The 25974-nt window shown below is 44.6% G+C and carries 18 protein-coding genes; 3 read left to right on the top strand and 15 right to left on the bottom strand.

All coding sequences use genetic code 11. The features are described 5' to 3' along the window. Window positions 1-880 precede the first annotated feature (880 nt). Window positions 881-3394, top strand: coding sequence for a M14 metallopeptidase family protein (locus F0364_RS05280; RefSeq protein WP_153796717.1), 2514 nt, complete (start codon window positions 881-883; stop codon window positions 3392-3394). A 4-nt stretch (window positions 3395-3398) separates the two neighbouring features. On the opposite strand, the gene F0364_RS05275 is transcribed toward F0364_RS05280, so the two are convergent. From F0364_RS05275 to F0364_RS05245, 7 genes are all read right to left on the bottom strand, one after another. Continuing rightward, window positions 3399-4415, bottom strand: a complete 1017-nt coding sequence (locus F0364_RS05275; RefSeq protein ID WP_153796716.1) for a dipeptide epimerase — start codon at window positions 4413-4415, stop codon at window positions 3399-3401. Window positions 4416-4711: 296 nt separating this feature from the next. Next, the gene (locus F0364_RS05270) at window positions 4712-5185 is read right to left on the bottom strand and encodes a hypothetical protein (protein WP_153796715.1); all 474 of its coding nucleotides are present in this window, start codon (window positions 5183-5185) and stop codon (window positions 4712-4714) included. A 5-nt stretch (window positions 5186-5190) separates the two neighbouring features. After that, on the bottom strand, window positions 5191-6357 hold the full coding sequence (locus F0364_RS05265; protein ID WP_153796714.1) for an AAA family ATPase: 1167 nt from the start codon (window positions 6355-6357) through the stop codon (window positions 5191-5193). Window positions 6358-6383: 26 nt separating this feature from the next. Then, window positions 6384-7970 (bottom strand): peptide chain release factor 3, encoded by a 1587-nt coding sequence (locus F0364_RS05260; protein WP_153796713.1) that lies wholly within the window; start codon window positions 7968-7970, stop codon window positions 6384-6386. A gap of 358 nt (window positions 7971-8328) precedes the next feature. Continuing rightward, the gene (locus F0364_RS05255) at window positions 8329-8895 is read right to left on the bottom strand and encodes a hypothetical protein (protein WP_153796712.1); all 567 of its coding nucleotides are present in this window, start codon (window positions 8893-8895) and stop codon (window positions 8329-8331) included. Between the two features lie 97 nt (window positions 8896-8992). Continuing rightward, window positions 8993-10576 carry a C1 domain-containing protein gene (locus F0364_RS05250; RefSeq protein WP_306452324.1) on the bottom strand — a complete coding sequence of 528 codons (1584 nt, stop codon included), beginning with the start codon at window positions 10574-10576 and terminating at the stop codon, window positions 8993-8995. 553 nt (window positions 10577-11129) lie between these two features. Next, complete coding sequence (locus F0364_RS05245) at window positions 11130-12287, bottom strand: homogentisate 1,2-dioxygenase (protein WP_153796711.1); 1158 nt, start codon at window positions 12285-12287, stop codon at window positions 11130-11132. A 108-nt stretch (window positions 12288-12395) separates the two neighbouring features. Here F0364_RS05245 and F0364_RS05240 point away from each other — a divergent pair, with 108 nt between their 5' ends. Then, window positions 12396-12887, top strand: coding sequence for a metallophosphoesterase family protein (locus tag F0364_RS05240; RefSeq protein ID WP_153796710.1), 492 nt, complete (start codon window positions 12396-12398; stop codon window positions 12885-12887). 384 nt (window positions 12888-13271) lie between these two features. Beyond that, entirely contained in the window at window positions 13272-15527 is a 2256-nt protein-coding gene (locus F0364_RS05235) for a TonB-dependent receptor (RefSeq protein WP_153796709.1), read from the top strand. A 314-nt stretch (window positions 15528-15841) separates the two neighbouring features. Here F0364_RS05235 and F0364_RS05230 read toward each other — a convergent pair whose 3' ends face one another. From F0364_RS05230 to F0364_RS05195, 8 genes are all read right to left on the bottom strand, one after another. Continuing rightward, entirely contained in the window at window positions 15842-16972 is a 1131-nt protein-coding gene (locus tag F0364_RS05230) for a lytic transglycosylase domain-containing protein (RefSeq protein ID WP_153796708.1), read from the bottom strand. A 177-nt stretch (window positions 16973-17149) separates the two neighbouring features. Continuing rightward, window positions 17150-19510, bottom strand: coding sequence for a tetratricopeptide repeat protein (locus F0364_RS05225; RefSeq protein ID WP_153796707.1), 2361 nt, complete (start codon window positions 19508-19510; stop codon window positions 17150-17152). Between the two features lie 234 nt (window positions 19511-19744). Beyond that, entirely contained in the window at window positions 19745-20836 is a 1092-nt protein-coding gene (locus F0364_RS05220) for a PKD domain-containing protein (RefSeq protein WP_153796706.1), read from the bottom strand. 19 nt (window positions 20837-20855) lie between these two features. After that, a complete protein-coding gene (gene tssO / locus F0364_RS05215) occupies window positions 20856-21356 on the bottom strand; it encodes a type VI secretion system TssO (RefSeq protein ID WP_153796705.1) in 501 nt (166 codons plus the stop codon). 18 nt (window positions 21357-21374) lie between these two features. Next, window positions 21375-22550, bottom strand: coding sequence for a type VI secretion system baseplate subunit TssK (tssK, locus tag F0364_RS05210; protein WP_153796704.1), 1176 nt, complete (start codon window positions 22548-22550; stop codon window positions 21375-21377). An 8-nt stretch (window positions 22551-22558) separates the two neighbouring features. Next, window positions 22559-23428 carry a TssN family type VI secretion system protein gene (locus F0364_RS05205; RefSeq protein WP_153796703.1) on the bottom strand — a complete coding sequence of 290 codons (870 nt, stop codon included), beginning with the start codon at window positions 23426-23428 and terminating at the stop codon, window positions 22559-22561. A 640-nt stretch (window positions 23429-24068) separates the two neighbouring features. Beyond that, a complete protein-coding gene (locus F0364_RS05200; RefSeq protein WP_153796702.1) occupies window positions 24069-25442 on the bottom strand; it encodes a type VI secretion system contractile sheath protein TssC in 1374 nt (457 codons plus the stop codon). Window positions 25443-25491: 49 nt separating this feature from the next. After that, window positions 25492-25947, bottom strand: coding sequence for a hypothetical protein (locus F0364_RS05195; protein ID WP_207632525.1), 456 nt, complete (start codon window positions 25945-25947; stop codon window positions 25492-25494). Between the last annotated feature and the right edge of the window lie 27 nt (window positions 25948-25974).

Raw genomic sequence — 25974 nt, 5'->3', positions numbered from 1 at the left:
GTTAGTAGATAGAAAGAGCTGGTTTGTAAAGAGCGCCGTAGGTGCGATATGTTAAGCAGGGTGGTGCGTAACGATAAGATTGATGATGATCGGGCTTTCTTGCAAAAGGTTGCCCCAAATACCGCCTCTACGAGGCTCTACAAAGAGGCCGTAATGGCATACCTGCTACTAACATATCGCAGCCACGGAGCTTTGTGGTTGGCGGGCAATGTTTAATCATACAGCTACGCGGAAAACGGTTACCGGTTACCAGTTGCAGGTTACCAGTCTGTTGATGGGTAAGTGGTTGAAGCTTTTTTGAGGTTACAATGTGCAAGTGGCGCTAACATTGAACGTTAAACAAACGAACACTGAACAAACAAAGCCTCGTAGAGGCGGCATGTTAGTAGATAGAAAAGAGTTGGTTTGCAATGAGCGCCGTAGGTGCGATATGTTAAGCCGCTCCTACGGAGCTTTGGTTGGCGGGCAATATTTAATCACAAAGCTACCCGGAAGAACGGTTGCCGGTTACCAGTTGCAGGTTACCGGTCTGTTGATGGGTAAGTGGTTGAAGCTTTTTTGAGGTTACAATGTGCAAGTGGCGCTAACAGATGGTTGCAAGGGCCCTATCCTGCGGGCAAAGCCTGGCTTTGCAATTTTGATGAATGGCTGCCGGATTGAAGCGAAAACCCCGCTGAAGATCTTGTGCGATTGCGCCTGTGGCGGAGTTGCAGCGAAAAGCCGGGACCGGTGCTGCATTGAAATACTGCAACTGAAAGCCCCTGCTGATTTGTTACCGGCAAAATTCACAGGGATGCGGGTTTACAGCCTACGCTTATGGCGCCAGGTTTGGCGGTAGGATTTTCTTTCAATATTTTCACCGCTCTATTACTTTTTGTTTATGAAGCAACTACTACTGTTACTGGCAACGGCCTTGTTAAACACCAGCATTTCCTTTGCACAAACCTTACAAAGCCCGGATGATTACCTGGGTTACAAAATAGGCACCCGCTACACCCGCCACCATAAGATTGTGGAATATTTTAATGCCGTAGCCCAGGCCAGGCCGGATATGGTAAAAATTGAAAAATATGGCGCTACCAATGAAGGCCGCGACCTGGTAATTGCATTTATCGCTCTGCCGGAAAACCTGCAAAAGCTGGATGCTATAAGGCTAAACAACCTGCGCCTGGCTGGCCTTACCCGCGACAAAGCCGCGCCTGTTACAGAAGGATCCCCGGCCATTGTTTGGCTAAGCTACAATGTGCATGGCAACGAACCAGCCTCTTCTGAAGCTGCCCTGAAAACCTTATACGCCCTGGTTGACCCATCTAATACCCAAACGAAAGAGTGGCTGAAAAACACAGTGGTTATTATTGACCCCTGCATTAACCCTGATGGAAGAGACCGTTATGTAAACTGGTACAACTCAATGGTGGGTATGGAGTATAATCCGGATCCTCAATCCCGCGAACACATAGAGCCCTGGCCACAGGGCAGGACAAACCATTACAACTTTGACCTTAACCGCGACTGGGCCTGGCAAACACAAGTGGAAACCCAGCAACGCATCAAAAAATACAACGAATGGATGCCCCAGGTGCATGTGGATTTTCATGAGCAGGGCTACAACACACCTTACTATTTTGCCCCCGCCGCGGAACCCTATCATGAAGTTATTACACAATGGCAACGTGACTTCCAGGCGCTCATTGGCCGCAACAATGCCAAATATTTTGATGCCAACGGCTGGTTATATTTTACCAAAGAACGCTTCGATTTGTTTTATCCTTCGTATGGTGATACCTACCCGCTGTACAATGGCGCTATTGGTATGACGTTTGAGCAGGGCGGCATACGTGGCGGCCTTGGTATTAAGAACAATGAAGATGATACGCTTACACTGGTTGACCGTGCAACACACCACTACACCACAGGTTTATCTACGGTTGAAACAGCCTCAAAAAACGCCGCTAAACTGGTAACAGAATATAAAAAATTCTTCGATGATACCCGCAATGCTGCCGGCAGTATTTACAAAACCTATGTACTTACTTCGCCCAGCTATAACACCATCGCGGCCGTTGCCAAACTGCTGGATGGCAACGGCATTGAATACGGAACAATAAGCAACACAGGTTTTAAAGGCTACAATTATTTTACCGGAAAAGAAGAGACGTTTAGCAGTGAGGGTTACCAGGTAGCAGTTTCGGCCTACCAGCCCCGGGGCGCTATGGCAAGGGTGTTGTTTGAACCTACCAGTAAACTGAATGACTCAGTTACGTATGACATTACAGCCTGGTCGCTGCCGTATGTATACGGAGCCAAAGCTTATGCCTCAAAAGAAAAACTGGATATCGCACCTTTTAAGCAGGCGCCTGCTGTTACCAAGGTAAGCTCCAGCTACGGCCTTCTGATTCCGTATAACTCGTTCGATGGCGGCAAACTGCTGGCCTACCTGCTTAAAAATAAAGTACGGGTACGTGTTTCTGACAAAGCGTTTACCTACAAAGACAAATTGTATAAGGCCGGTACTTTGATTGTACTGAAAGGAAACAATGTTGCCAACTGGAACGAAATAACCAATAATGCCTGTGCCATGTTTAACCTGCAGCCCGAAGTAGTGGAAAGCGGCTTTATGGACAAGGGGGCCGACTTTGGCTCACCCGATATCCGTTTTGTAAAAGCCGCAAAAGTAGCACTCGTAACCGGCGAACAAACTTCATCCTTATCAGCCGGTGAAGTATGGCATTTCTTCGACCAGGTGATACACTATCCGCTGACACTTGTAAATGCCAACGACCTTGGCCGCATAAGCCTTAAAAACTACGATGTACTTATTATGCCGGATGGTAACTACAGGGCGCTGGATGATGACAAACTCTCCGAAAAGCTGAAACAGTTTGTAAATGATGGCGGCAAAATAGTAGCTATGGAAAACGCGGTTAATCAAATGGCTGAAGGCGGTTGGGGCCTTAAAATAAAAGAAGATAAAAAAGACGAGGATAAAGACAAAGACAATAAAGAAGACACTACTTTATTAAAAAAATACGCTGAAAGAGAAAGAGACGAGTTGCCCAATGCCATACCCGGCGCTATATTTAAAGTACAACTGGATAACAGCCACCCACTGGCCTTTGGCTACCCCAGTTACTATTACACCCTTAAGCAGGATGGCAACATTTACGAATACAGTAAAGAAGGCTGGAATGTGGGTACACTTTCAAAAACAGATTATGTAGCCGGTTTTGTTGGCAGCAAGCTGAAACCCAAAATAAAGAACGGTTTAATTTTCGGTGTGCAGAATATGGGTAACGGCTCTGTTGTTTACCTTGCTGATGATGTACTGTTTCGCAGCTTTTGGGAAAACGGCAAACTGCTATTCACCAATGCGGTGTTTATTGCCGGTGAATAAAACACTACAAAACGGGCGTTATACCAAGCCCCGGTTTTCCGCTTAAATTAATTCTGCCGGCCTCGTAATGGAGGCCGGTTGTTTTATCTCCTGTAAGCAACAGCGGGCCATCCGCGTCAACATAATCCAGTTGAGGTAAAAAGTTAACGATGGCCGCGGAACCGATGCCGCTTTCGTTCATGCTGCCCATCATTACTTTCATACCCAGTTCACGGGCTTTTTTAATCATGCGTAATGCGGGGGTTATACCGCTGCACTTGGTGAGTTTTATATTAATGCCATGAAAGTATCCGTGGCATTTTTCAACATCCTGCTCCAACACACAGCTCTCATCCGCCAGCAAGGGCAGCGGCGACTGCTGAAACAACTGCTTCATGCCGGCCCAGTTGTCTTTTGCCAGTGGCTGTTCAATAAACTCTACACCAAGTTCTTTCAGCAAAGGTATTTTGTGGGCCGCCTCCGCGTACTCCCAACCAGCATTGGCATCTACCCTAAAAACAGCATCTGTATGCTGCCTTAAAGCGGTTATTATTTCCACATCTTCATGTGTACCCAGTTTTATCTTGTACACCGGCCAGGGCCTGGCTTTCATCTTGGCCACCATGTTTTCAATGGTATCAATACCTATGGTGTAGTCTGTAAGTACATCATTGTTCCAGTGTGTGCCCCACAGTTCGTGCAAAGGTTTTGCTTTCATTTTGCCAAACAGGTCCCAGCAGGCCATGTCCAGTGCGCAAACCAAAAAAGGATTGTTGGGATATAAATGGTGCAGGTAATGCCAGTAACGTTCAGGTTCTGTTAAAGCGAATTTCTCTACAAAGTTTTTCTTACGCTCCAGGTCTTCCATCATTTGCTCAACGGTAACCTGGTAATAGGCAATTGCAGGCGCTTCGCCAAAGCCGGTAAACGGCCCCAGTGACAATGCGGTTATTAATGCAGGCTGGTGAATTTTTGTTCTTCCGTTAGATATGGTAAAAGGGTATTCAAAAGCCAGTTCGCGGTGCTTGTATTGCAATTTCATCCGCTCAAAGTTATGGTAAAGGCAATTATATTGCTGGTTATGCCGGGCAAAACGCCTGCTGGCGCCACACGGTACCCAGCCAGACCAATGTGAAATAGGTGTTTGTTAAATGCCCTCCAGCATTTGGATACAAAAACTTTATGAACCCGGCAGCGGAAATTACTTTGAGGCTGTAGTTGCGTCGCACTCTTGTACGTCCTGTAACTCTATTCGCCATTGTGCAACACCAATATAACAGGTAACAAGCCTTATCCCAAATGACGAATGAATACACAGAGAGACAGACACGTAAAAAGCTATCGCGGTATCTCGGGATACTGATGTATAAACTCCTCTGCCATAAATACAGTAATCCCCAACTCAGGCTTAGTGTCCAATAAATTATGGTAAAGTGTGGTATCCGTTGTCACAATAATTTTGTCGTGTGTTTGCAAGCAAATCTGAACCAGGTACAGGTCTTTTCTTGGCAGCCTGGGTATCAATTCTTCCTGCAAATCATCCACTGCGTCAACCCACTTAACTTTTTCAATGTTCTTAATAAAAAGGTTGGTAATTTTTTTTACTTCTTCCCGGCTCTTGGGTGGGTACATAGAGGATGCATCTACAAGTTCGTAAAATTTACGTGCAAGCCGTGTGCCTTTCTGAATTGTTATCTTGTCACAAATCTGATATATTTTATCAAATAGCGCGGAAACCAAAGGCAGTTTTGCCTCATCATCAAACCAATGATAAAACCACTCATCTATGGTTAAATGCCATCCCCTGCCCATACGGATTAAATGCCAAGCATCGTTTTTAAGTTAGATAATTCAGTTTCCATAAAGTTTTTTAGTCCGCCTTCTACCTGTCCCCTTTCATTAATTTCCTGCGGGATGATTTTTGTTTCGTCATCTTCATTTTGGGCAAGATAAAACTGCACATCGTTTTTATCCAGTTCCCCGGCAGCTATTTTAGCCAGAACAGATGACACGATGTTTTCGCTATGTGTTGTGAGAAATATTTGCTTGTTCTCCTTCTGCACAATTTCTGTAAAAACATCCACCAGCTTATTTTGAGCAGTGGGGTGCAGGTGTATCTCCGGCTCTTCAATAAAAGCCAGGGAAGTGTTTTTCTTCAGCAGCTTGATTAACATGTAAAGCGTTTGGTTTACGCCGAAACCTTCATTAACAAGGTCGGTAGTAAATCCTTTGCTGTTTTGTGTGCGGAGGTAAAAAGAAGTGCTGCCAGGTATGGCAACGAAACGGAATGTTTTATTGAAAAGTTGCTTGAAATAATAGTCAATCTTTGACTCAAAACTTACTCCTTCATCCCGTATTTGCATAGCAAATAACGCCTCTTCATTTGCCTGCTCGGTAGAGAAAATTGGAGAAAAGAAGCCGCGTTTGACGGAAATAAGCTCAATATTTTTAATCTCCTCAAACAACTTGTTCAGTTGAATTACCAATAACCGAGTTTTTTGACTTTCATTGATTGTCTCAAAAACAAGCCCATTCCAGGTTAAACTGTAATCCTCAAACTTTACCTCAATCTTCTTAGAGAGATTATAAGGATGGTCTATGAGTATACTTTCTGAAACATTCCCAACCTCATAAGTAATTGATGAAGGAGGGAAAGTGTCGTTTAGCTTGAGAGCATATTTAAATTCGGCATCAATCATGCCAGGCATTAATGATTGCAAGTCAATTTGCTTAGTCAAAGAGATTGAAACAGAATTTCCTTCTGAAGTAATATTTTCATATCCTCCTAAGTTGATAAATCCCAAATTAAACAGACTGTCTAACCGCTGAGAAGGATTTACAAAAAAATTGCGCATTGCATACGTTGCATAAGCAACAGACGACTTACCAGAACCGTTTGGCCCATACAATACATTAAACTTCTTCAAAGGCAAATTCAAAAAACCTATTGATCTGAAATTTTCTAAAAGAAGGCTGTCCAGCATGAGCTAAAAATACAATTTACTTTTAATTACTTATGTATCTCACTCGTAAAATGAAAGTCTATATCCGGGTTATTACTAATCTCCGTATTTAAAAACCATTCGCTTTGCGCCAGGTATACGGGATGGCCATCTTTGTCCTCGCCTGAATTGGCTTGTTTAAACCTCAGGAAATCGTCCAGCTTTTTCGGGTCTTTACTGGTAAGCCAGCATGCTTTGTAAAAGGGCAGGGTGCGGAACTCACAAGCCGCCCCATACTCCTGCAACAGGCGGTATTGAATTACTTCAAACTGCAGGTCACCCACACAGCCGATAATCTTTTTGTTGCCGCCGAATTGGGTAAACAACTGCGCCACACCTTCGTCTGTTAACTGGCTGATGCCTTTTTCCAGTTGCTTGGTTTTCATGGGGTCTTTGTTCACCAGTTCTTTGAATATTTCCGGGGAAAAGGAGGGTATGCCGGTAAAAAAGAAATCTTCCCCTTCGGTAAGCGTGTCGCCAATTTTGAAGTTGCCCGTATCAAATAAGCCCACCACATCGCCGGGGTAGGCATCTTCAATTACATCTTTGCTGCGGGCCATAAAGGTGTAAGGGTTGCTGAAACGCATGTCTTTATCCAACCGTACGTGGTGAAAATATTTGTTGCGTTCAAAACGGCCGCTGCATACACGTAAGAAGGCAATCCTGTCCCGGTGTTTGGGGTCAAGGTTGGCATGTATCTTAAATACAAAACCGCTGAATTTATCTTCGCCAGCAGCCACTTCCCGCAGGCTGGTTTCCCTGTCCCGCGGTACAGGGGCAATGCGTATAAATGTGTCCAGCATTTCCTTTACGCCAAAGTTGTTAACGGCACTGCCAAAAAATACCGGTGCTATTTTACCCTCCAGGTAGTCGCTTACATTCAGCTCTCCATAAACACCGTCAATCAGTTCCACATCTTCCCGCAACTGGGCGGCATCCCGCTCTCCTGCTTTTTCATCCAGCAGTTCCGTATTCAAATCGGTGATGGAAATGGTATCTTCTTCATCTGCCTTAGTGCTGGCCGCGAAAAGGCGCAGGCTTTTATTGTCAAGGTTGTACACCCCCTTAAACTCTTTACCGCTGTTAATGGGCCAGGTCATAGGGTGCAGGCTTATCCTCAGTTCCTTTTCAATTTCTTCCAGCAGGTCAAAACGGTTTTTACCGTCGCGGTCCATTTTGTTAATAAACACAATCACCGGTGTATCCCGCATGCGGCACACTTCCATCAGGCGGCGTGTTTGTTCTTCCACACCGTTTACACTGTCAACCACCAGCACCACGCTGTCAACGGCGGTTAAAGTGCGGTAGGTATCTTCCGCAAAGTCTTTGTGACCCGGCGTATCCAGCAGGTTTATTAAAAAGCCCTGGTATTCAAACGTCATTACCGATGTAGCTACAGATATGCCACGCTGCCGCTCAATATCCATAAAGTCGCTGGTGGCGTGCTTTTTTATTTTGTTGCTCTTAACGGCGCCTGCTGTTTGTATGGCCCCGCCGAATAACAAAAACTTTTCGGTAAGGGTTGTTTTACCGGCATCCGGGTGCGATATGATGGCGAATGTTTTGCGGCGGTTGATTTCCTTTTCGTATTTCATTCTTGTAAAGTCATTAAGTCAATGGTCAATAAGTCAATAAGGGCTGTTTTTTACTGGCAGGCTGCTGCACATTGCTGAGCAATGTACAGAACGTACAAGAGTGCGACGCAACGATGCCTCATAGTAATTCCTCCTGCCGGGCCCATAAACATTTTTCCGCGCAAGCGGAAAGCTGTGCCTTGTATTTTTTGAGGCGCAAAGGTAATGTTTACATGGCTTGCAAATTCGGAGGATTGGAAAGACAGTTTTTTTATGGTACCGGCAGACGTAATGCGTGGCATCGTCCCTTGCGTCGCAATCCGTTCATCGGCAGGATTGCTATGGGGCTTTTACCGAAGCGTAGATAGGCTTTTGCGGGCTAAACATTCAACCGTTTTGACAATTCGCCATCAATCTTTACAAAAAGGTGATAAGGTTTATAGATACGCCATTCCGGTATTTCCATCAACTCAATATAATAATTCAGTTTTTTCTTTTTAAAATCGTGCTGGGTTGCCTCGGGCATGTTCAACATAATAACCCAGCCGTTTTCTTCAGAGGCCTGTTCATACCATTCCTGGTAATAATCGCGGTCCCCACTGTGAAAATTGAGCACATTTTCGGCAATCAGTATAAACTTGGTAATACCCACCGCCATCATTTCATCAATAATATCCCGCTTTAGGGTCATGATATCGTTTTCAATGGCATCATTCCACTCTCCTATTAACTCTATAATGGCAAAATTGAGTTCGTAATCGGCATAGATGATTTTCATATACAGTGTACGGCTTCCAAACTCATCCCACTGTGGGTGAATATAATAATTGTATACTGTTTGGCTAAACTCAAACTCACTGTAGGTACGGCCATAAAAAGGTGAACGGGGATCGTCTTCCGAAGTATAAATATGGCGCCAGTTATAAAACGGTTCAATGGTGTGCATGGTGCTTTTTGTTAGCCGCAAAGTTACAGGAATGTTGAACTTGTAAACCTTACCAAAAACCCAAAAAGCTCATAGAAAAATGCGGAAACCTATTGTATTACACGGCTATTTTATGCGTATAACGCGGCGTTCCTGTGTGCTTGCTCTGCAGGTACTTTTCGTGTATAATAGTACTCATGGGTTTCTCGTACACCTTGCTTTCCAGCCAGGATATTACATCCAGGTAAGCGAATGACCTTGTTTCGAAACGGTTTTTTTCCAGGTGTTTTATCTTTTCGAGGAATTTTTCAAACTCAGGCTTTAGCTTCCGCGGAGATACATCGAAAGAATTGCGCAAAAACCGGAACATTTCTTCTTCTACAACCGTCAGGTTTTTCATCTTGGCCATAAAGCGGTACACAGACTTGATAAGATATTCTATAATATCGTAGTTGCCCAGCTCGTAGTGAGACATCATGTGCAGCAGGCGGGCATAGCACTGTAGGTCTATACGCAAATCGCCGGTGCCGTTAATAATTTTTTGCAGGTGGTCAATACAGGTTTCGTAATCGCCGCTCCCAAAATAAAGCGTTGCTATTTTGTAGTTGAAAACAAGCACCCGGTGGCTGTCAATGTACAGCGAATACTTTGTAAGTTTTTCCTCCACATGTTCTACCAGCGACAGCCCTTCTTTAAATGTGCCCTGCATAAGGTGCTGGTTTATTTTGGCGCTGTAGATATAAATAAACGTATGTATGCGGAAGTTATCGTGGTGATTGGCTATATCTGTTTCTGAATAAGCTTCAAATTTCTTTAGTGTAGTTTCGAATTTTTCAAAATTGCGCAGGTCAAAATGCGCATTCAGCAGGTTATGCATGCCTTTTATGTAGTGGCCTGTTTCCACAGCAATCATCTGGGGCTGGTCATCGTACAGGTCAATCCACTTTTGGCTGTAGCGGTAATACATTAAAAAATCCTGGCGTATAAAGGCAAACCAGCAATAGCTCTGGTACAGGTAGAGTTTTTCGTAAAAATCTGTAATGCCTGTAATGTTTTCCGGCAGGTTTTCTTTAAAAAACTGCTTTATGCTGGCTTCATCCGCCTGGTTACGGGCATGGCCATTAATAATATACCACCTGTACAGCAACAGCGCCAGGTTAGAGAGTTTGGTAACCCTGTCTATATGGCTGCTTATTTCCATGGCCTCGGCAGCCAGTATTTGTGTTTTGTCAGATGAACTGCGGGTAATGTGCAGGGTTTCAATCTTTTTTTCCAGGGAAATTAACTGCACCAGGAAATTGGCTTTCTGGTTGGCTTTGGCCAGTTCTTTGGCCCTTTCCAGTATTTTAAGCGCCTGTAGTTTAAGACCTTTATTGTAGAGAATGCGGGCATTATCGAGGTGCTCGCTTAGCTGAAGATCAATATTTTCGGTGGTTTTTAGCAAGCGTAGGCTGGCCAGCAACTGTTTGTATAAATGCGTTTTTAAATTAGCCAACTGCGGTTTGGTGATAGGCGACAATCTTTTGGAGAGATATTTTTCATCATATTCATCCAGCTTATCCAACGCATCAAACAACTGTACAATTTTAAGCTCTTCATTGGCAGAACTTCGTTTTATGTACAGCTTAAAATGCCGTTTTTCAGACTTTTCAAGAGACTTAATCAATGTAAATAACGCATCTGTAAACCTGTTAGACATCATAAACAATTTTTCCTTAAACACAATGCCACTAAGGGTTTACGGGCTTGTTCACCCTTTTTGGCATAAATAAATCACTTCTAAGTTGTTTTTTCCAACGCAAACTTCCGTGTTACTTTTACATCAGAAAGTTAAGAACAATCATATCACACGGCAGGCAACAAGCATTAAGCAATCATTAAAGGCCACAAAACTTTCAAACAACAAAGAGAATTTTCGAACTTTTTCATATGGCAAGCAATCGTTAGAGGTCGTCTGTTTCTACAGGAGGCCTTTTTTTTAAGGCAGGCCCGCAATTTACGCATTTATGTAAAACGTTCAAACTCTGTATGTTTTTTCCCCTTTTTCAACATCTGAATACCCCTTATTTAACCAACTGTTGCTTCAACTCTTATCAGTAGAAAACTTTTTCTTACTTACTAACTTAACTGGACAGCATTAAATTAACACGCAACCGGTGTTACAGGGCATGCTTTGCCTGTATCCACGGTGAAGCACTGTCATGTTCCGCCGGAACATGACAGTGCAAGTATGCTATTCACCCCCCTGCCTTCAATTATTCGGCCCAACTCATTGTATAGTTTTCATTCTCTATTTCCAGCGCTTCAACCGTTAGCTGTAATGGGTGAAAAGTATCTACCATTACAGCCAGTTCCCTGGTTTCTTTGGCGCCAATACTTTTGGCTACAGCGCCGGGGTGTGGGCCGTGGGGTATGCCACCCGGGTGCAGGGTTATCATGCCACGGGTAACATTTTTGCGGCTCATAAAATTGCCGTCCACATAGTAAATCACTTCATCACTGTCAATATTACTGTGGTTGTAAGGCGCCGGTATGCTTAGCGGGTGGTAATCGAAAAGCCGCGGCACAAAACTGCACACCACAAAATTGTTGGCCTCAAAGGTTTGGTGTACCGGCGGCGGCTGGTGCACTCTGCCGGTTATGGGCTCAAAATCGTGAATGCTAAACGCGAATGGATAGCAACAGCCATCCCAGCCAATCACATCAAAAGGATGGTAGCCGTAATGAATGGGGTACATCTGCCCTTTCTTTTTGGTGTTAATAATGTAATCGCCTTTTTCGTCAATGGTAAGCAATGATTGCGGCGCCCGGATATCCCTTTCACAATAAGGCGAGTGCTCCATTAACTGTCCGTTTTTGCCCAGGTATTTTTTAGGGTACCGCACCGGGCTGAAGCTTTCCACAATCAGCAGCCTGTTTTGTTCCCCATCAAAAACTGCCTGGTAAATGGTACCCCTTGGCACTACCAGGTAATCGCCGTAACCAAACGGCAGTTCGCCATACTGCGTAAGCAGTTTACCCGAACCTTCATGAACAAAGATTATCTCATCGGCATCTGCGTTTTTATAAAAATAATCCTTCATGCTTTGCCGCGGCGCCGCCAGCGAAATATAGCAATCATTGTTTACCAGCACCGGTTTTCGGCTTTGTAAAAAATCGTCTGCCGGTTTAATAGAAAAACCTTCAAAGCTTCGGTGCTTCAGCATTTTTTCTTCAGCTACGCGGGGCTGAACATTGTATGGCGTATCGGTACGGATAATGACGGTAGGCGCATAGCAATGGTACAGCAGTGAATAATCGCTGCTGAAACCTTCGGTGCTAAAAAGCTGCTCTGCATACAAATCCCCGTCCGGCTTGCGAAACTGTGTATGGCGCTTGTGTGGAATTTCTCCGGCCTTTTGATAATGTGGCATTTAAAGAAGATTATCAGGGCTGCAGGCAATACCAGCCGCCCATCGTAAACAATCGTTCCATAAAGTTAGATAAACTTAATTTTACCTGTTTTAACAGGCACGGCAGTTATGAAAAGAATAGGACTAATCTCAGACACACATGGTTACCTGGACGAAGCTGTATTAAGGCATTTTGAGCAATGCGACGAAATTTGGCATGGTGGCGATTTTGGCAACATTGCCGTTGCCGAAACTTTACGAAAAACAAAACCGCTGCGGGGCGTGTACGGCAATATTGACGGGCCTGATGTAAGAAACGAATACCCTGAACAGGCAGTTTTTATGTGCGAGGAGGTAAAGGTGCTGATGCTGCATATAGGCGGCTACCCGCCTGCCTACAAACCGGGTGTTAAAAGCATTATTAAAACGGAAAAGCCAAAGCTGTTTATCTGCGGCCACTCCCATATTCTTAAGGTAATGTACGATGCGCAGTTGCAATGCCTGCACATGAACCCCGGCGCCGCGGGAAGGCAGGGCTGGCATAAAGTGCGTACGCTGATACGTTTTGTTATTGATGGCGCCGATATTAAAAATTGCGAAGTGATTGAACTGCGGGGATAAAGCGAAAAGAGCCGATTGCTTGCGGGCAATCTGTTTTTTAAGTACGATTTACGAAGTACGAAGTACTTTGCTCCCACCTTTTTATATACCTGCAAGCTTTTACCTGTGGTACTTCGTACTTCGTAAATCGTACTTATTAAGTGGTCACATTTGTTAAGCCTTCTACCCGGGTCTGAAAAGCTGCCATGAAAAACCGGCCGCACAAGTGAGTGACACAACGAAGTCCCCATGAAATACCTCTGCCGGTAACATAATTACTCTTCTGCCGGTACAAATTTTCTTTAACAGCATTTGGAATTCTAAAATATTTTGTTAGATTTACTTAATTATTTTTTTAGACGAGCCTAAAAAAATAATTAAAGCCTTGTAAAACACCGATGTGTTATGAAATATTTTGTACTCTTTTTTTTACTCACCTGGACAGCAACCGCAGCATTTTCGCAGCAGGCTTCCGTCTCGGGGCGCATCAATGCCGAAGGGCGCAACCTGGAGATGGCAAGTGTAATGCTGGCGCCCACCAACATAGCCACCATGTGCGATACCATGGGGCATTACAGCATCAACAACATAGAACCGGGCATTTATACTTTAAAAGCCAGCGCCGTTGGTTTTGGCGCCTACAGCAAACGCATTACCTTAAAAGCCGGCGAGCATTTGCAGCTTGATATAACACTAAACCCTGAAGCCACAACCATGAACGAAGTAGTGGTAACGGGCACCATGAAAGCCATGAGCCGTACAGAAAGCCCGATACCGGTAGAAGTATTTACACCCAAATTTTTTCAAAAGAACCCCTCCCCCTGCCTGTTTGAATCTGTTGGCATGATTAACGGCGTAAGGCCCCAGCTAAACTGTAACGTGTGCAACACCGGCGATATACACATAAACGGCATGGAGGGCCCCTATACTATGATACTGATTGATGGCATGCCGATAGTAAGCGCCCTGTCAACCGTATATGGCCTTAGCGGAATACCCAACAGCATTGTTGAAAGAGTGGAAGTTGTAAAAGGCCCTGCGGCTTCGTTGTACGGTTCTGAAGCGATGGGCGGCATTATTAACGTTATTACCAAAAACCCGGCAAAAGCACCGGCAGTAAGCGTGGATGTAATGGGCACCACCTGGCAGGAATACAATGTTGACGCGGCTGTACGCATAAACACGGGTAAAGCGCAAAGCTTAACCGGCATTAACTTCTTTAACTACAACCAGGTTATTGACAACAACAACGATGGCTTTACAGACCTTACTTTGCAAAAGCGTATTTCCTTGTTTAACAAATGGAGCTTTGAACGTAAAGACAGCCGCATTGCCAGCATTGGGCTACGCTATGTAAATGAAGACCGCTGGGGCGGCCAGACCAACTGGAACAAATTATGGCGTGGCAGCGACAGCATTTATGGTGAAAGTGTTTACACCAACCGCTGGGAACTGATTGGCGCTTACCAGTTACCGGTTAAAGAAAAAATTATGCTGCAGCTATCTTACAACTGGCATAAGCAGGATAGCTGGTATGGATTTACACCTTATAATGCCAACCAACAGGTTGCCTTTGCACAACTTTACTGGGATAAACAAATAGGAACTGCCCACATGCTGTTGCTGGGCGGCTCTTACCGTTACACCTATTACGATGATAACACACCCGCCACCGCAGATGCCAACGGCACAAAAAATCAGCCTTCCCGCACACCGTTGCCTGGCATTTTTATACAGGATGAATGGAGGCTTGGCGACAAACACAAACTGCTTACCGGCTACCGGTATGATTATGATAAACATCATGGCAACATACACTCGCCCAGGATTGCGTATAAGTTTTCGCCGGATATAAACAACACATTCCGGCTGAGCTTTGGTACCGGCTTTAGGGTAGTTAACCTTTTTACAGAAGACCACGCTGCTTTAACAGGCGCCAGGCAGGTTGTGATAGCGGAAGAACTTAAACCCGAGCGCTCATATAACAGCAACCTTAACTATGCGCTTAACATACCCACTTCCGGCGGAAAAATAGGGCTGGATGTTACAGCGTTCTACTCTTACTTTACCAACAAGATTATTGGCGACTTTGACACTGACCCTAACAAAATCATTTACGACAACCTCAGGGGCCATGCCATCTCGAAAGGGGTATCGCTTAACACAGATATCAGCTTTGCATTTCCCTTTAAAATTATGGCTGGCGTTACCTACCAGGATGTTTATCAAATGGAAAGAAATGCTGCCGGAAAATTACAGCGCATCGTTCAGTTGCATGCGCCTAAATGGTCTGGCAACTTTGCCCTTACCTATACCTTTCCGCAAAACTTTATGGTTGACCTTACCGGCCAGTTTAACGGCCCCATGCGGCTGCCCGTACAGCGCAACGATTACCGCCCTGAATACTCTCCCTGGTTTTTAATCGGCAACATACAAATCACCAAAAAATTCGCCAGGGGATGGGAGTTGTATGGGGGCATTAAAAACCTGTTCAACTTTGTACCCAAATATGCTCTGATGCGCCCATTTGACCCATTTGACAAACACATTAACGACCCGGTTAACAACCCCAATGGCTATACGTTTGACACTGAGTACAATTATGCTTCCCTACAGGGCATAAGAGGTTTTTTGGGTGTGCGTTACAACCTGTATAAATAACAGTTTACCCTTTGGGTAAACAGGAAGAATTTTTATGTACCCGGCAGGACTGCTGCTATGAGGCTTCCGTTGCGTCGCACTTCGGCGGCTGGATTACTATGTGGCTGTTCCCGCATTATATAACAGATTTATAAAGAACCATTCATTCAGATACAGTACGGCACTAAGCAGACCACACGGCCCTACTCTGCGGGAAAAGCCGCATAGCGGACAAAGCGTACAAGTGAGTGACACAACGATGTTTAATGGATGTTCCTGCCGTGGGGGGCATAGAGTAATAATGACAACAAGAAAAAGCAAAACCTATAATGGTTTCACTCCTCCTGCAGCACCTTAAGCAGTATTGTTTTTTTATTCTTTAGTGAAGACAGCAGCAGCCCCTTGCGGTAGTCGGTATCAAACACAACAACATCCCTGTCATCAAAGCCAAGGTCAACATATACGCGGCCATCTATTACCCAGCCCTTGGCAAGCAGTTCGTTGCCTTTGCTGTTAAAGCTGCCCTTAACTTCAAGGTTTTGCTGCAGCACTATATAAATGGTTTCACCATCGGCAAAATCTTTGTATTTGCCTTTTATGCTTGCCGTTACATAAGTTGATTTTTCCAAAGCCGGCTGTTGTACCGGCTGAGAAACAGCATTGCCCGCCAGTTCGCCCGTTTTAACCTTCTCACTAACCACTACGCTTGCCGGGTGGTTGCCATCATTTTCCTTCACATTCAGCGTCATGGAATTAAAAACGGTAGTATCCACATTTACATCCGTTACCGATGAAAGGCTGGCGGTAAATACATTGTAGCCAAAGTCTTTCATGTACAGCTCCGGGTATTCAAACAGTTCCTTAACAGCTATTATCTTATACACGTAAGCGGCGGTTTCGGGGTTAAGGCTCATGGAAAAATAATCTGCCCCCTGGCGGTTAATGGCTTTTGTTATACGGCCAATGCCCAGGTTATAGGCAGCCGCGGTTAACACCCACGATGATATGCCGTAATTGCGTTTAATAAGCAGGTAATATTCAGCCAGCACCCTGCATGCGGCATAGGTAGCTTTATGAATGTTATCACGGTCGTCTTTAGCTAAAGAAACTGTAAGGCCCTTTTCTACTGCCGTTTCCGGCATCAGTTGCCAAAAGCCCCGGGCGCCAACTTTGGAAGTAATGTTTTGAAATCCGCTTTCCACTATAGCCAGGTATTTAAAATCCAGCGGCAGACCAGTTTCTCTTAAGTAGTATTCAACAACAGGAAAGTTTTCCCTTGCCCTGCGGCTTAACGAAGGAAAGTTAACATTGGGCATTTGCCTGCGTATGGCATCCATCAGTTTTGAAGCGATAAAACCATTTTCAACCGGTATGCGTTCTCCGCAAAAAACAATATCATGTGCCCGGCATGGCTTGTATATAATACAGCTAACAACTAAACAAATAAAAAATAGCCTGTACTTCATGGCGCTATTATTTGTTACACAAATTGGAGGTTTACTTTTTTGGGGACGGACTGCATTGCTACTATGATGCTTTAGTTGTGTCACTCACTTGTACGTCCGGGAATTCTACTGGGCAAATCGAAGACAAGTGCATCTGTGCCAAACTCATCTAAGCACTTAAATTGCTTTGCTGTTACATTATGATTTCTTCTTTTTCTTTTTTCCTTTTGTCTCCTCTACAGGAGGCGGCGCTTCCACTTTTCTTGAGGCCTTTATTTTTTCTACAATCGGGTAAAGGCCTTTTACCCTTTCCCTGGCAAAGTTAATCTCGTATTTGTTGGTTTTGTAAATGTTAATGATGGAAGTATCAATATTGGTATCCAGGAATTTACTGTACGACTCCAGGGCTTCTTCATACTTCTTAAATGTAACCTGCTCATTACCCAGTTTAAAGTAAGCCAACCCTTCATCCAGCTTCACCTTTTCGGCATCGTAAATATCCTGCTTTCTTTTGGCTTCCAGGCTGGCAGAATCTATACCCAGTTGCTTTTCAGTATAAGCAACACGCTTTTGCGCAAAGCTTTCACCCGGCTTTAATTCAACGGCCTTTTTAAAATAAACAAGGGCCGCATTTAAATTGTTGTTTTTAAAAGCCAGGCTATCACCGGCTTGCAGGGCTTCATCGTAATCCCTGTTCAGTTTTTCAATTCTTGCTATTTCAACAAGTTTGGCACGCACATCAGCCAGCTTAGTGGCTACAATGCTTTCCGCAGGCTTTAGCTGTGCGGCTTCGGCATAAGCTTTTTCCGCTGCGGCAAACTGGTTGCTTTTGTAAGCCGCATCCCCTTTTTGCATGGCAGCTTTATACTGCCGGTCAATTTTCTCCTGCAACAGCCGGGCTTCTTCCTTTGCTTTTTTCTCAGCCTTTAGCTGCTCAATCTTTTCCTTGGGCAGCAGCTCTGCCGGTTTTATAGAGGCAGCTACCTGGTAAAGGCTTATGGCCGCATCATAATCCTGTTTGGTATAAGCATCTTCAGCCTTGGCAATTACACCGGCATACTTTTGCTTTTCTGCCGCTTCCTTCGCTTCTTTGTTTTTCTGCTCAACTATTTCCGCTTCTTTCTTTGTTATAGCAGCAAGCTTTTCTGAAGCAGGCGCATAGCCCGGCTTTAATGTTAATGCTTCCCTGTATTTGGTTTTTGCCAACTCATATTCACCGGCTTCAAACGCGTTATTGGCAAGATTCAGAACTTCATTAAGCTTATCATTCTTCTCCTTTTCTATACGCTCTGTTTCCCGCCTTGCAGCCAATGCCTTTTTCTCCTGGCCGGCTTTATTAATCATTTTTTGTGCTTCCTGGTCGCCGGGCACTAACCTTAACGCTTCCTGGAAAGCCGCTACAGCATCATCAAACATCTGGCTGTTCATGTAATTGGCGCCCGTTTGCATCTGGCTGTTGTAAGCGTCTTTCGTTTGTTTAAAAGCCGCTTCTTTAGCGGCATTCTTTTTAAGCTGCTCTATTTCATTAAGCTTTGATAACGCGTAAGCATCATTTGGCATTTGCTGCAACGCCTGTTCAAAACCAAGTTTGGCAGATTCGTAATCCTTTTTCGCCAGGTCTGCATTGGCAATATTTACGAGGCTTTGATAAGCCTCTTTCTTTTGAGCCTCGGCCTTTTTCTTTTCGTTTAAAGCGGCCTGCGCCTGCTGGTCGCTTATTTTTTGATCGGCCTGCTTTATTTTTAAAGCGGCATAGGCATCGCCTGGTTTTATACTTAGTGCCTGGTTATAACCAACTTTGGCGGCATCAAAAGCGCCAGCGGTAAAATCTTTATCAGCAATGGTTATATAGTCCTGGTAGGCCTTTTCATTTTTTGCGTTGGCTTCCGCCTGCTGCTGCTGTTGTGCCAGTTCGTCTATTTTACCAAGTTGTCTTGTTACCCAGGCCTGGCCCGGCTTTAGTTTATCTGCCTGTAAGTATATTTCTTTTGCCTTTATATAATCTTTCTCGTTGAAAGCCCTGTTGGCATTAGTAACCAACTCATTGTACTGGGTTTCCGGGTTAGATGTAACAACAGGCGTTATTGCTGGTGTATTGTTTACGGCCTGGTTTACGGCGGGTTGTGTTACCGCTGGCCGGGTAGTTGCTGGCTCGGCAGCTTTAGGCTGCTCTATAGCTGGCGGCTGATAATTCTGCACCAGCTTTTTCAATGCATCCAGGTTCTGGTAATCGTAACTCATCTCATCATCGGAGAGATCTTTTTTGTACACCAGGAAGAATTTATGCTGGCGGCCACCTTCCAGCACTATCAATGAATATGTTTCGCCAGGTTCTTTTTTTGCGCTTAGCATCATGCCTTTTTCACCTACGTTCTGGATGGAGTAATACGGATACCCGTCCTTTCCCACAAATTTCCAGTTGGTTATCTTGGAGTTGAAGCGGACGTAGGTATCTGCACTCTGCGATACAAAAATTTTAAACCCGTTTATTTCCTGGGCGAGAGTTGCGGTGCTGAAGAGAAGCAAGATAGCAACAGTATATAGTCTGCTCTTGTTCATGGCTGAAAAGGATAAGTTTGTATTATTTGATTCAGGGCTTGTAAACAGGATAGTGGTTTGTTACCTTAATATATCTTAGAACAAATAGTAAAGTCTGACGGTGGTGCAACCTTCGCTTAAATGCCTCCCAAAGAACCGAAGATGAAAGGATTGCGACGCAAGGGACGATGCTACAAGGAACCGGACGCCGGTATCCAACCCTTTAACATAAAACGGCGCAGCCGTTTTAACCTGCTAAAAAATGCCCAGCACTTTGCCCTTTTTCTTATACGTTACCGTAAGGCTGTTGATGCAATCATTAAGGCGCCCCTGCTTTACAGATTTAAGCTCTACTTTTTTGCCTTTTATGTTGGCGCATAATGTTGCAAAGGTTGACACTTTATCATTCTCTATCACCTGGGTACCTTCCCCATTGCACAGGTAGGCATTAAAGTCTGCCGGCGATTTATTGCCTTTTATCAATTCTTCCAACATTATCTTCAGCAGGTCGTCGTTTATTCTCCTGAACTTTTTAGCTTCCGGCTCGGGTTCCGTTTTACCCGTTACAGGTGGCGCTACAACAGGCGGCGGCGCAGTTACTTCAGGCTTATCTTCCGGCACTATAACAGGATATTCGTCTTTAATGAGTTTCTTGGGCTTTATCACTTCATCGCCGGCATTGGATGCGCCGGGCACTTCCATAATAACAAAGCTTTTGCGGTACTTTTTAGCCGGGTTGCCATCCAGCGTTAAGATAACCGTATAAACATCTGAGTTTTTAAAGCTATAGGTTGCTTCTTTATCTGTCCTCACCTTAATATCATCCCGGTTTTCAATCGTCCATTCGTAAGTGCTTGCTTTTAAGGGCGTAGTGAAAGTAACGGACTCAAGCACCCTGCCCTGTTCGGGGCCAACGATGTAATCAGTTATATTGCCTACACTGTCACGAACCACGTCTATGGGTTTTATTACGGTTACCATCGCTACATCATCGCATTTACCATTTACGAGAATTGTAACGTTAAATATGCCTGCCTTTTTAAATACATGACTGGCTGTAAAACCTTCCTTACGTGCTGTGTTATCGCCAAAATCCCACACAATATCGTTGTGCGGAGATGTGGAAGCCTTAAACAAAAGCAACTCGTTGATGTTGTATATCCTTTCCGGCCGGTGCTTAAGCCCGTTGATAATGGCTTCTGTTGCTACGCAGGGCTTATTGCGGTTATTGCTGATAACCCGGTAGCTTAACAACCCCATGCAAAGCACTACTACAAAGAGCATGACCAGCCAAACCTTTACGTCAAGCCCCAACCTGCTGCGGGTAAAAATAAAATCAGACTTCATGGCTATTAGCTGTTTAAGTTTAACGGGATTGCAAGCGGTATTGGTCGTAAGCCCGTTTGCATTCGGTTAGCTCTGCACGTACATTGGCCAGTTGTTCTTTGTATTCATTAACGGTTGCATCTTTATCCGTTCCTTTTCTTAACTGCTGTTTGGCAGATTGCAGGGAAGCCAGCGTAGTTATAATGCCGGTATAGATATTCTTTACAGACATGGAATCATTTATCATGGCTGCCATTTCACGTATCTGTTTGTCTATTTTATCATCTACCAGTATAGGGTTTTCCACCCGGCCAACAGAATCCAGCAGGTGCATGGTTTCTTCCATTTTTATCCTGAATACGCCCAACTGCAAACGTTCGTTTTCAACAGACGCCATCTCTTTTCGCAATTGCTCATTTTGCTTAAACGGCACCTGTATGCTAAAAAACACTACGGTGATAATAACAGCCACCGTAATAATAAAAAAGAGCAGAAAATTGGCGAAGGCCCTATTTCTTTCCTGGCTGTTTAAAGGTGTCATATCATGCGTTTATAAAAGTTATTCAAAAAAGCGCCTGCGGGGCGGTTTGCCCGGCTGGTTAACATTGCTGTTGCCGGTGGTTTCTTCTTTAACAAATATGCCGCTGTCTTTACGTTTGCCTATAAAATCCAGCTTGCTTAGCGTATCAAAAAGTTTGGCCGTAATTTTTACAAACTGGGTAACTTTTTGAATATTCCTGTTAATGTCGTTGTTATCGTATCGTATGTTGGCAAGGTTGGAAAGCATGGTTTCCAGCTCGCCCTGTTTAAGTTCGCACCACTCCACCAGGTAGTTCATCATTTCCTCTTTACCGGTGCCAATGCGCAGGTCAATTGTATTTTTCATCACCCTTGCAAGGCTGGCTACAGATGCAAACAGCGCTGCCGGCGACTCATGTATCATCAGCCAGCGCATGTGGGTAATGGTTTGCGCCAGGTGCAGGGCCATGCGGTCGCACAGGAAAAGCACCAGTTGCGAGATTTCGTTTTGCTGGTTGTTGCGGTAAATTTTCTGTACTATTTCTGTACAGCGCACTTCCAGGGTTGAAAGAAACCTGTCAAGCTCGGTAAAGAGCGCCGTAAGGTCAGGATGCGCACTAATGGAAAAACAGGGAGGTATATAATCCTGGTCAACCCGTATATCGCTGCCGCTGGCCATTACTTTGCCAATGGTAAGCGCATACGGGTGGTTAACAAACTGGCTGTACTGGCTTTCATTCACCACTTCTATACCGTACTGCGGCAGCAGGTAAGGGTAGCGGGGCGGGTTTTCTGAAAGGTCTGGGCTGCCTGCGGGGCGGGTATCGTAAGGGTGTACGGTAAGTACTACCCACCAGGTAGTGTCTGTACGGCCTTCCGTAAACGGAAAAGAAGTGGCAGGTACGCCATCAACGTCGTCATTTGCGGATGTATTAAAAACGGGCAGGTTTATCCGTATGCCGCCGGGCGTAACTGCCTGGCAGGAATGAACGGAAACACGCAATGTATTCTGGTTATCCAGCGAAAGCCTTACGTTAAAAGTATCTTCACCCGCTGCGGATGAAGGCAGCACACCGTAACGCACCGGTGAAACCATCAGCGACGAGGCATCGTACAGGGCAGACTTCCAGGCATTATCCTGCTGAATGAAGTGATGCTTGCCAATCTTCATTCCATCTATCCAGTTTACCGGGAAATGTTTAAGATTATCCCTCATAATTCAGGCTATGCCGGTTTAATGCGTTCACAAATAATTACTGTGTTTTCTGTAATGCCGTTTTCCCTTACGGTAATCTCAGGGTCAAGAATTTTTTGCCACTGGTACCACTTGGGTTTGCGGCGAAACCACCAGAAATGAGAATCCTTATCTTCATCCGCGTACTGTATGGGCGTTTCGCTTTGCGCATCGTTATAGTCGTTGATAAAATGATAGTACAGATCCCCCAGCGTCATATTTTCCGGCGCCTTGGCGCGGAAGTAGGTTTTCTTTACATCAGTGCCTTTCTTGGCTATTTCAAAACCAATAACATATAATTTTTCCCTTGGGTTTTCATCGGGCAGGTCAATCTGGCCATCCAGCGGGTACTGCCAGGTTTTAAATACCGCTTTGGGTATGGAGTACGCCGCTTCAAACGTATTAACAAATAAAAACGGAATAAAAAATGTAAGCGTACTTAACAGCATGGGATAAAACAGGAAAGGCTTGTCCTGTATAAAGCGTTGCAGTGATGAAAAAATAACCACCGTAAAGCATATTACAGAAAGGCCAAAAAGTATTTCGCCCAATATCATTTTAGACTTTGCCTCTGGCGAGCTGGCATAAAAATATTTTTTATGCACTATCGCCATGTGCACAATGCCCAGCAACAAAAAAACAATGGCAAAGGCCCAGTACACTGTAAACAGGTGATCTCCAATATAGGTTGAAGCAAAGGCAGCCAAAGATGCCACAACAGCCGAAAAGCCACCGAAGATAACAGGCTTCTTGCCCCCGCCTGCAAACGCTGAAGAAAACTGTTTTACAACAGCCACCAGGACTACGGAAAAGGTTAAAAACACACCTATATATATCCAGAAAAATTTAAGCGTCATCATTCTTTAGCTTTTATACCGGCTTTAACTATGGTGTTTAAAAGATACCCGGCCTGTTTTGGGCGGTTGCCTTTTGTTTCTTTCAACTTTCGGGGGATATTAGATTTATACATGTAAGATGTTACCTGCACAATGTAGAAGAAGCCCATTCACCACTACCCACTCTCTTATTCATGATACCGGCTGCATTTTTTATGGCATCGCCTGTTGCGTCGCAATCCGTTCATCGTTCGGTTCTTTGGGCGGCATTTAAGCGGGTATTAACCAGGTGCAAACTATATATCCGTGCTTTATATCTTCTATTTAAGCCGTTGCAATTGGAATAGCCAAGTTAGTTATTTGGCCAAACATATTTACCGTGATTTTACCTGAATATTTACTGAAAAATCACAGCAGGGTTACGGAAGCAAGTTGTTGCTTTTTTGATATTAAGCTGCCCGCTGCTTTTTGGCTGATGCACATTGCCGCGTAGAGAACAAGGCCCTTCGTTTTGCTCAGGGCGGGCTACTGAGGCAATTGGTGAATAGAATTGCCTCAGTACAAGTGAGTGACACAAGGGACGCTTAATAGTAGCACCCAAAGTCCGTCCCACATAACTGCTTAAATAAAAAAACTCTTCTCTATCGAAGAGTTGACATACACTTTATTGTTGCTTAAACTGCGCCTTCCATTCCTCACCGTCATCGCCTTTGTAGCCATCCAGTTTAACCAGGAAGCTCTTGGCAGGAAAGAACGGCGTGATGTGTATATCCAGGAAAATGCGGTCTTTCTGTTCTTCATCCCTTTCGAACCGGATAATCTGGAATTTCTCGATCAGCTTATCGGGGCCCTGTATGCCATCCAGAAACTTAACAATCTGGCCCCTAAGGTTTTTTTCCATCTTAACATTCCACAGTTCAAATGCCCGGCGGTTAAGAAAGTCTGAAAGTACCTTGGCAATAAAATCGAACACACGCACAACGGAATACGTTTGCATACCAAGGTTATCGCCCGTAAACAATGTTTTGGCGGAGAAAGGCATTACCCTGCCCCACTCCCCTACCATGGGTACCAGCCCTACATTTTCCAGTTCGGATATTTCACCTTTCTTCTGGTCGAAGCGAACGGCATCCACCTCGTCAATACAGCCATAGGTTTTACCGGCAACAGGTTGAGAGAGTTTGGTACAGTACATTTTACCGGCCAGTGCGGCAGAGCCCGGCACAAACAGGTCTTCTTCCTCTCCCACTTCTGCTTTTTTGCCACGACCTACTATGTAATTGCAGGTCATTAGCACGTTGGCCTTATGCGGGTCGCCGCTGGTAAGGTTGGCATCTGTAAACATATCCAGCACATCATCCGGCGATTCTATGTTTTCAAAATCTGTTACCAGCATTACCTTATTGCGGTAAGCCATTTTTGCCCATTTGTCAACAACGGTGTTGGATTTTAGATAGCCGGGAATAACCATCAGGCTATAGTTGTGACGCATGTCAAGGCGGTCAAAGTTGTTGGTAAGCTCCCTGTCTACATACTCAATAAAAGCCGGCTCATCAAGGTCGGTCAGTTTTTCCATGGGGGCATTCAGCAGGGCCACGTTCTTTAGCTTTGGAGATTCTGTGTTTTTGTAAAACAGGTGAACAGAGCGGTAAGATTGTTCCAGTTCCCTGGTTGCGTCCAACGCTTTTTTCAGGTTGCCTTTCAGCAATTTTTCTGCAGTTGCGGCTTTACCCTTGGCCGTTTTTTTCATTTCTTCTACGTTATTGTTTTGGGTAAGCAGGTCAATCCAAAGCTGCAGTTTTTTCTTAAGGTCGTTGCGCTGTTGTTTTTTGCTGTTGTCTGTTAAAAAGATATTGCGTTTTGCTTTACGGGCGGGGTTAAGGTTATCGGCGCCATCTACAACAGCTTCCAAAAAATCAAAGCCGCCCTGTTTGGCCAGCGTGGTAAGGGAGGCCTCCAGGGCAGGTACTTCCATCAATGCCGGTTGGCCATCCTGCTTGTACTGCTCAACTTTAGCGGTTTCTAATTCTGTTGCCATATCAATGTTTTTAAGTTTTCTGATAATGTTTTTAGTAGTTAACCGGCGGCTATTCTTTGTCTTCCAGTTCTGCCGCCAATGCCCTTAAAGAATTGATAAAGGCAGTTTTGGTATCCGGGTTTTCAATTACTTTCTGTAACGATTTGTTTGTTTCCAGTTGCTTCAGCACTTTCAGGTAAGCATCCATTTCTACGCTCAGGTTTTTCAGGTAAGGGCTTTGGTTGGTCATGTTCTTAATATCAAAATCGCCCAGGCCTGCAAACCTGAAGTTTTCTGTAATGGCAGAGCCATCCTCCTTATCCATTTCCACGTCGCAGTTGGGTTTAAAGTGCTCAAAAACAGCTTCCACGGTCTGCAGCCCTTCCACTATTTCCGGCTTAAGCGGATCTTCGCTGGTAAGCTTTTGGATAAACAGCGTTTTATTAGGTGAAATTTCAACAAACCCCTCACCAGCGGGGTCGGGGGCAAGAATGGTGGTAGCAATACCAGGTTTAGCTTGTGGCATGATGTTACTGTTTAATGGTAAATGGTG

Source organism: Foetidibacter luteolus (genome assembly GCF_009650435.1).
GTDB lineage: Bacteria > Bacteroidota > Bacteroidia > Chitinophagales > Chitinophagaceae > Foetidibacter > Foetidibacter luteolus.
Note: the sequence above shows the minus strand (reverse complement) of the source record. Positions and strands in the feature narration are given on the sequence as shown.

Coding starts and splice junctions, on each gene's coding strand:
- F0364_RS05280 (WP_153796717.1), top strand. CDS start 881: ATGAAGCAACTACTACTGTTACTGGCAACGGCCTTGTTAAACACCAGC.
- F0364_RS05275 (WP_153796716.1), bottom strand. CDS start 4,415: ATGAAATTGCAATACAAGCACCGCGAACTGGCTTTTGAATACCCTTTT.
- F0364_RS05270 (WP_153796715.1), bottom strand. CDS start 5,185: ATGGGCAGGGGATGGCATTTAACCATAGATGAGTGGTTTTATCATTGG.
- F0364_RS05265 (WP_153796714.1), bottom strand. CDS start 6,357: ATGCTGGACAGCCTTCTTTTAGAAAATTTCAGATCAATAGGTTTTTTG.
- F0364_RS05260 (WP_153796713.1), bottom strand. CDS start 7,970: ATGAAATACGAAAAGGAAATCAACCGCCGCAAAACATTCGCCATCATA.
- F0364_RS05255 (WP_153796712.1), bottom strand. CDS start 8,895: ATGCACACCATTGAACCGTTTTATAACTGGCGCCATATTTATACTTCG.
- F0364_RS05250 (WP_306452324.1), bottom strand. CDS start 10,576: ATGATGTCTAACAGGTTTACAGATGCGTTATTTACATTGATTAAGTCT.
- F0364_RS05245 (WP_153796711.1), bottom strand. CDS start 12,287: ATGCCACATTATCAAAAGGCCGGAGAAATTCCACACAAGCGCCATACA.
- F0364_RS05240 (WP_153796710.1), top strand. CDS start 12,396: ATGAAAAGAATAGGACTAATCTCAGACACACATGGTTACCTGGACGAA.
- F0364_RS05235 (WP_153796709.1), top strand. CDS start 13,272: ATGAAATATTTTGTACTCTTTTTTTTACTCACCTGGACAGCAACCGCA.
- F0364_RS05230 (WP_153796708.1), bottom strand. CDS start 16,972: ATGAAGTACAGGCTATTTTTTATTTGTTTAGTTGTTAGCTGTATTATA.
- F0364_RS05225 (WP_153796707.1), bottom strand. CDS start 19,510: ATGAACAAGAGCAGACTATATACTGTTGCTATCTTGCTTCTCTTCAGC.
- F0364_RS05220 (WP_153796706.1), bottom strand. CDS start 20,836: ATGAAGTCTGATTTTATTTTTACCCGCAGCAGGTTGGGGCTTGACGTA.
- tssO (WP_153796705.1), bottom strand. CDS start 21,356: ATGACACCTTTAAACAGCCAGGAAAGAAATAGGGCCTTCGCCAATTTT.
- tssK (WP_153796704.1), bottom strand. CDS start 22,550: ATGAGGGATAATCTTAAACATTTCCCGGTAAACTGGATAGATGGAATG.
- F0364_RS05205 (WP_153796703.1), bottom strand. CDS start 23,428: ATGATGACGCTTAAATTTTTCTGGATATATATAGGTGTGTTTTTAACC.
- F0364_RS05200 (WP_153796702.1), bottom strand. CDS start 25,442: ATGGCAACAGAATTAGAAACCGCTAAAGTTGAGCAGTACAAGCAGGAT.
- F0364_RS05195 (WP_207632525.1), bottom strand. CDS start 25,947: ATGCCACAAGCTAAACCTGGTATTGCTACCACCATTCTTGCCCCCGAC.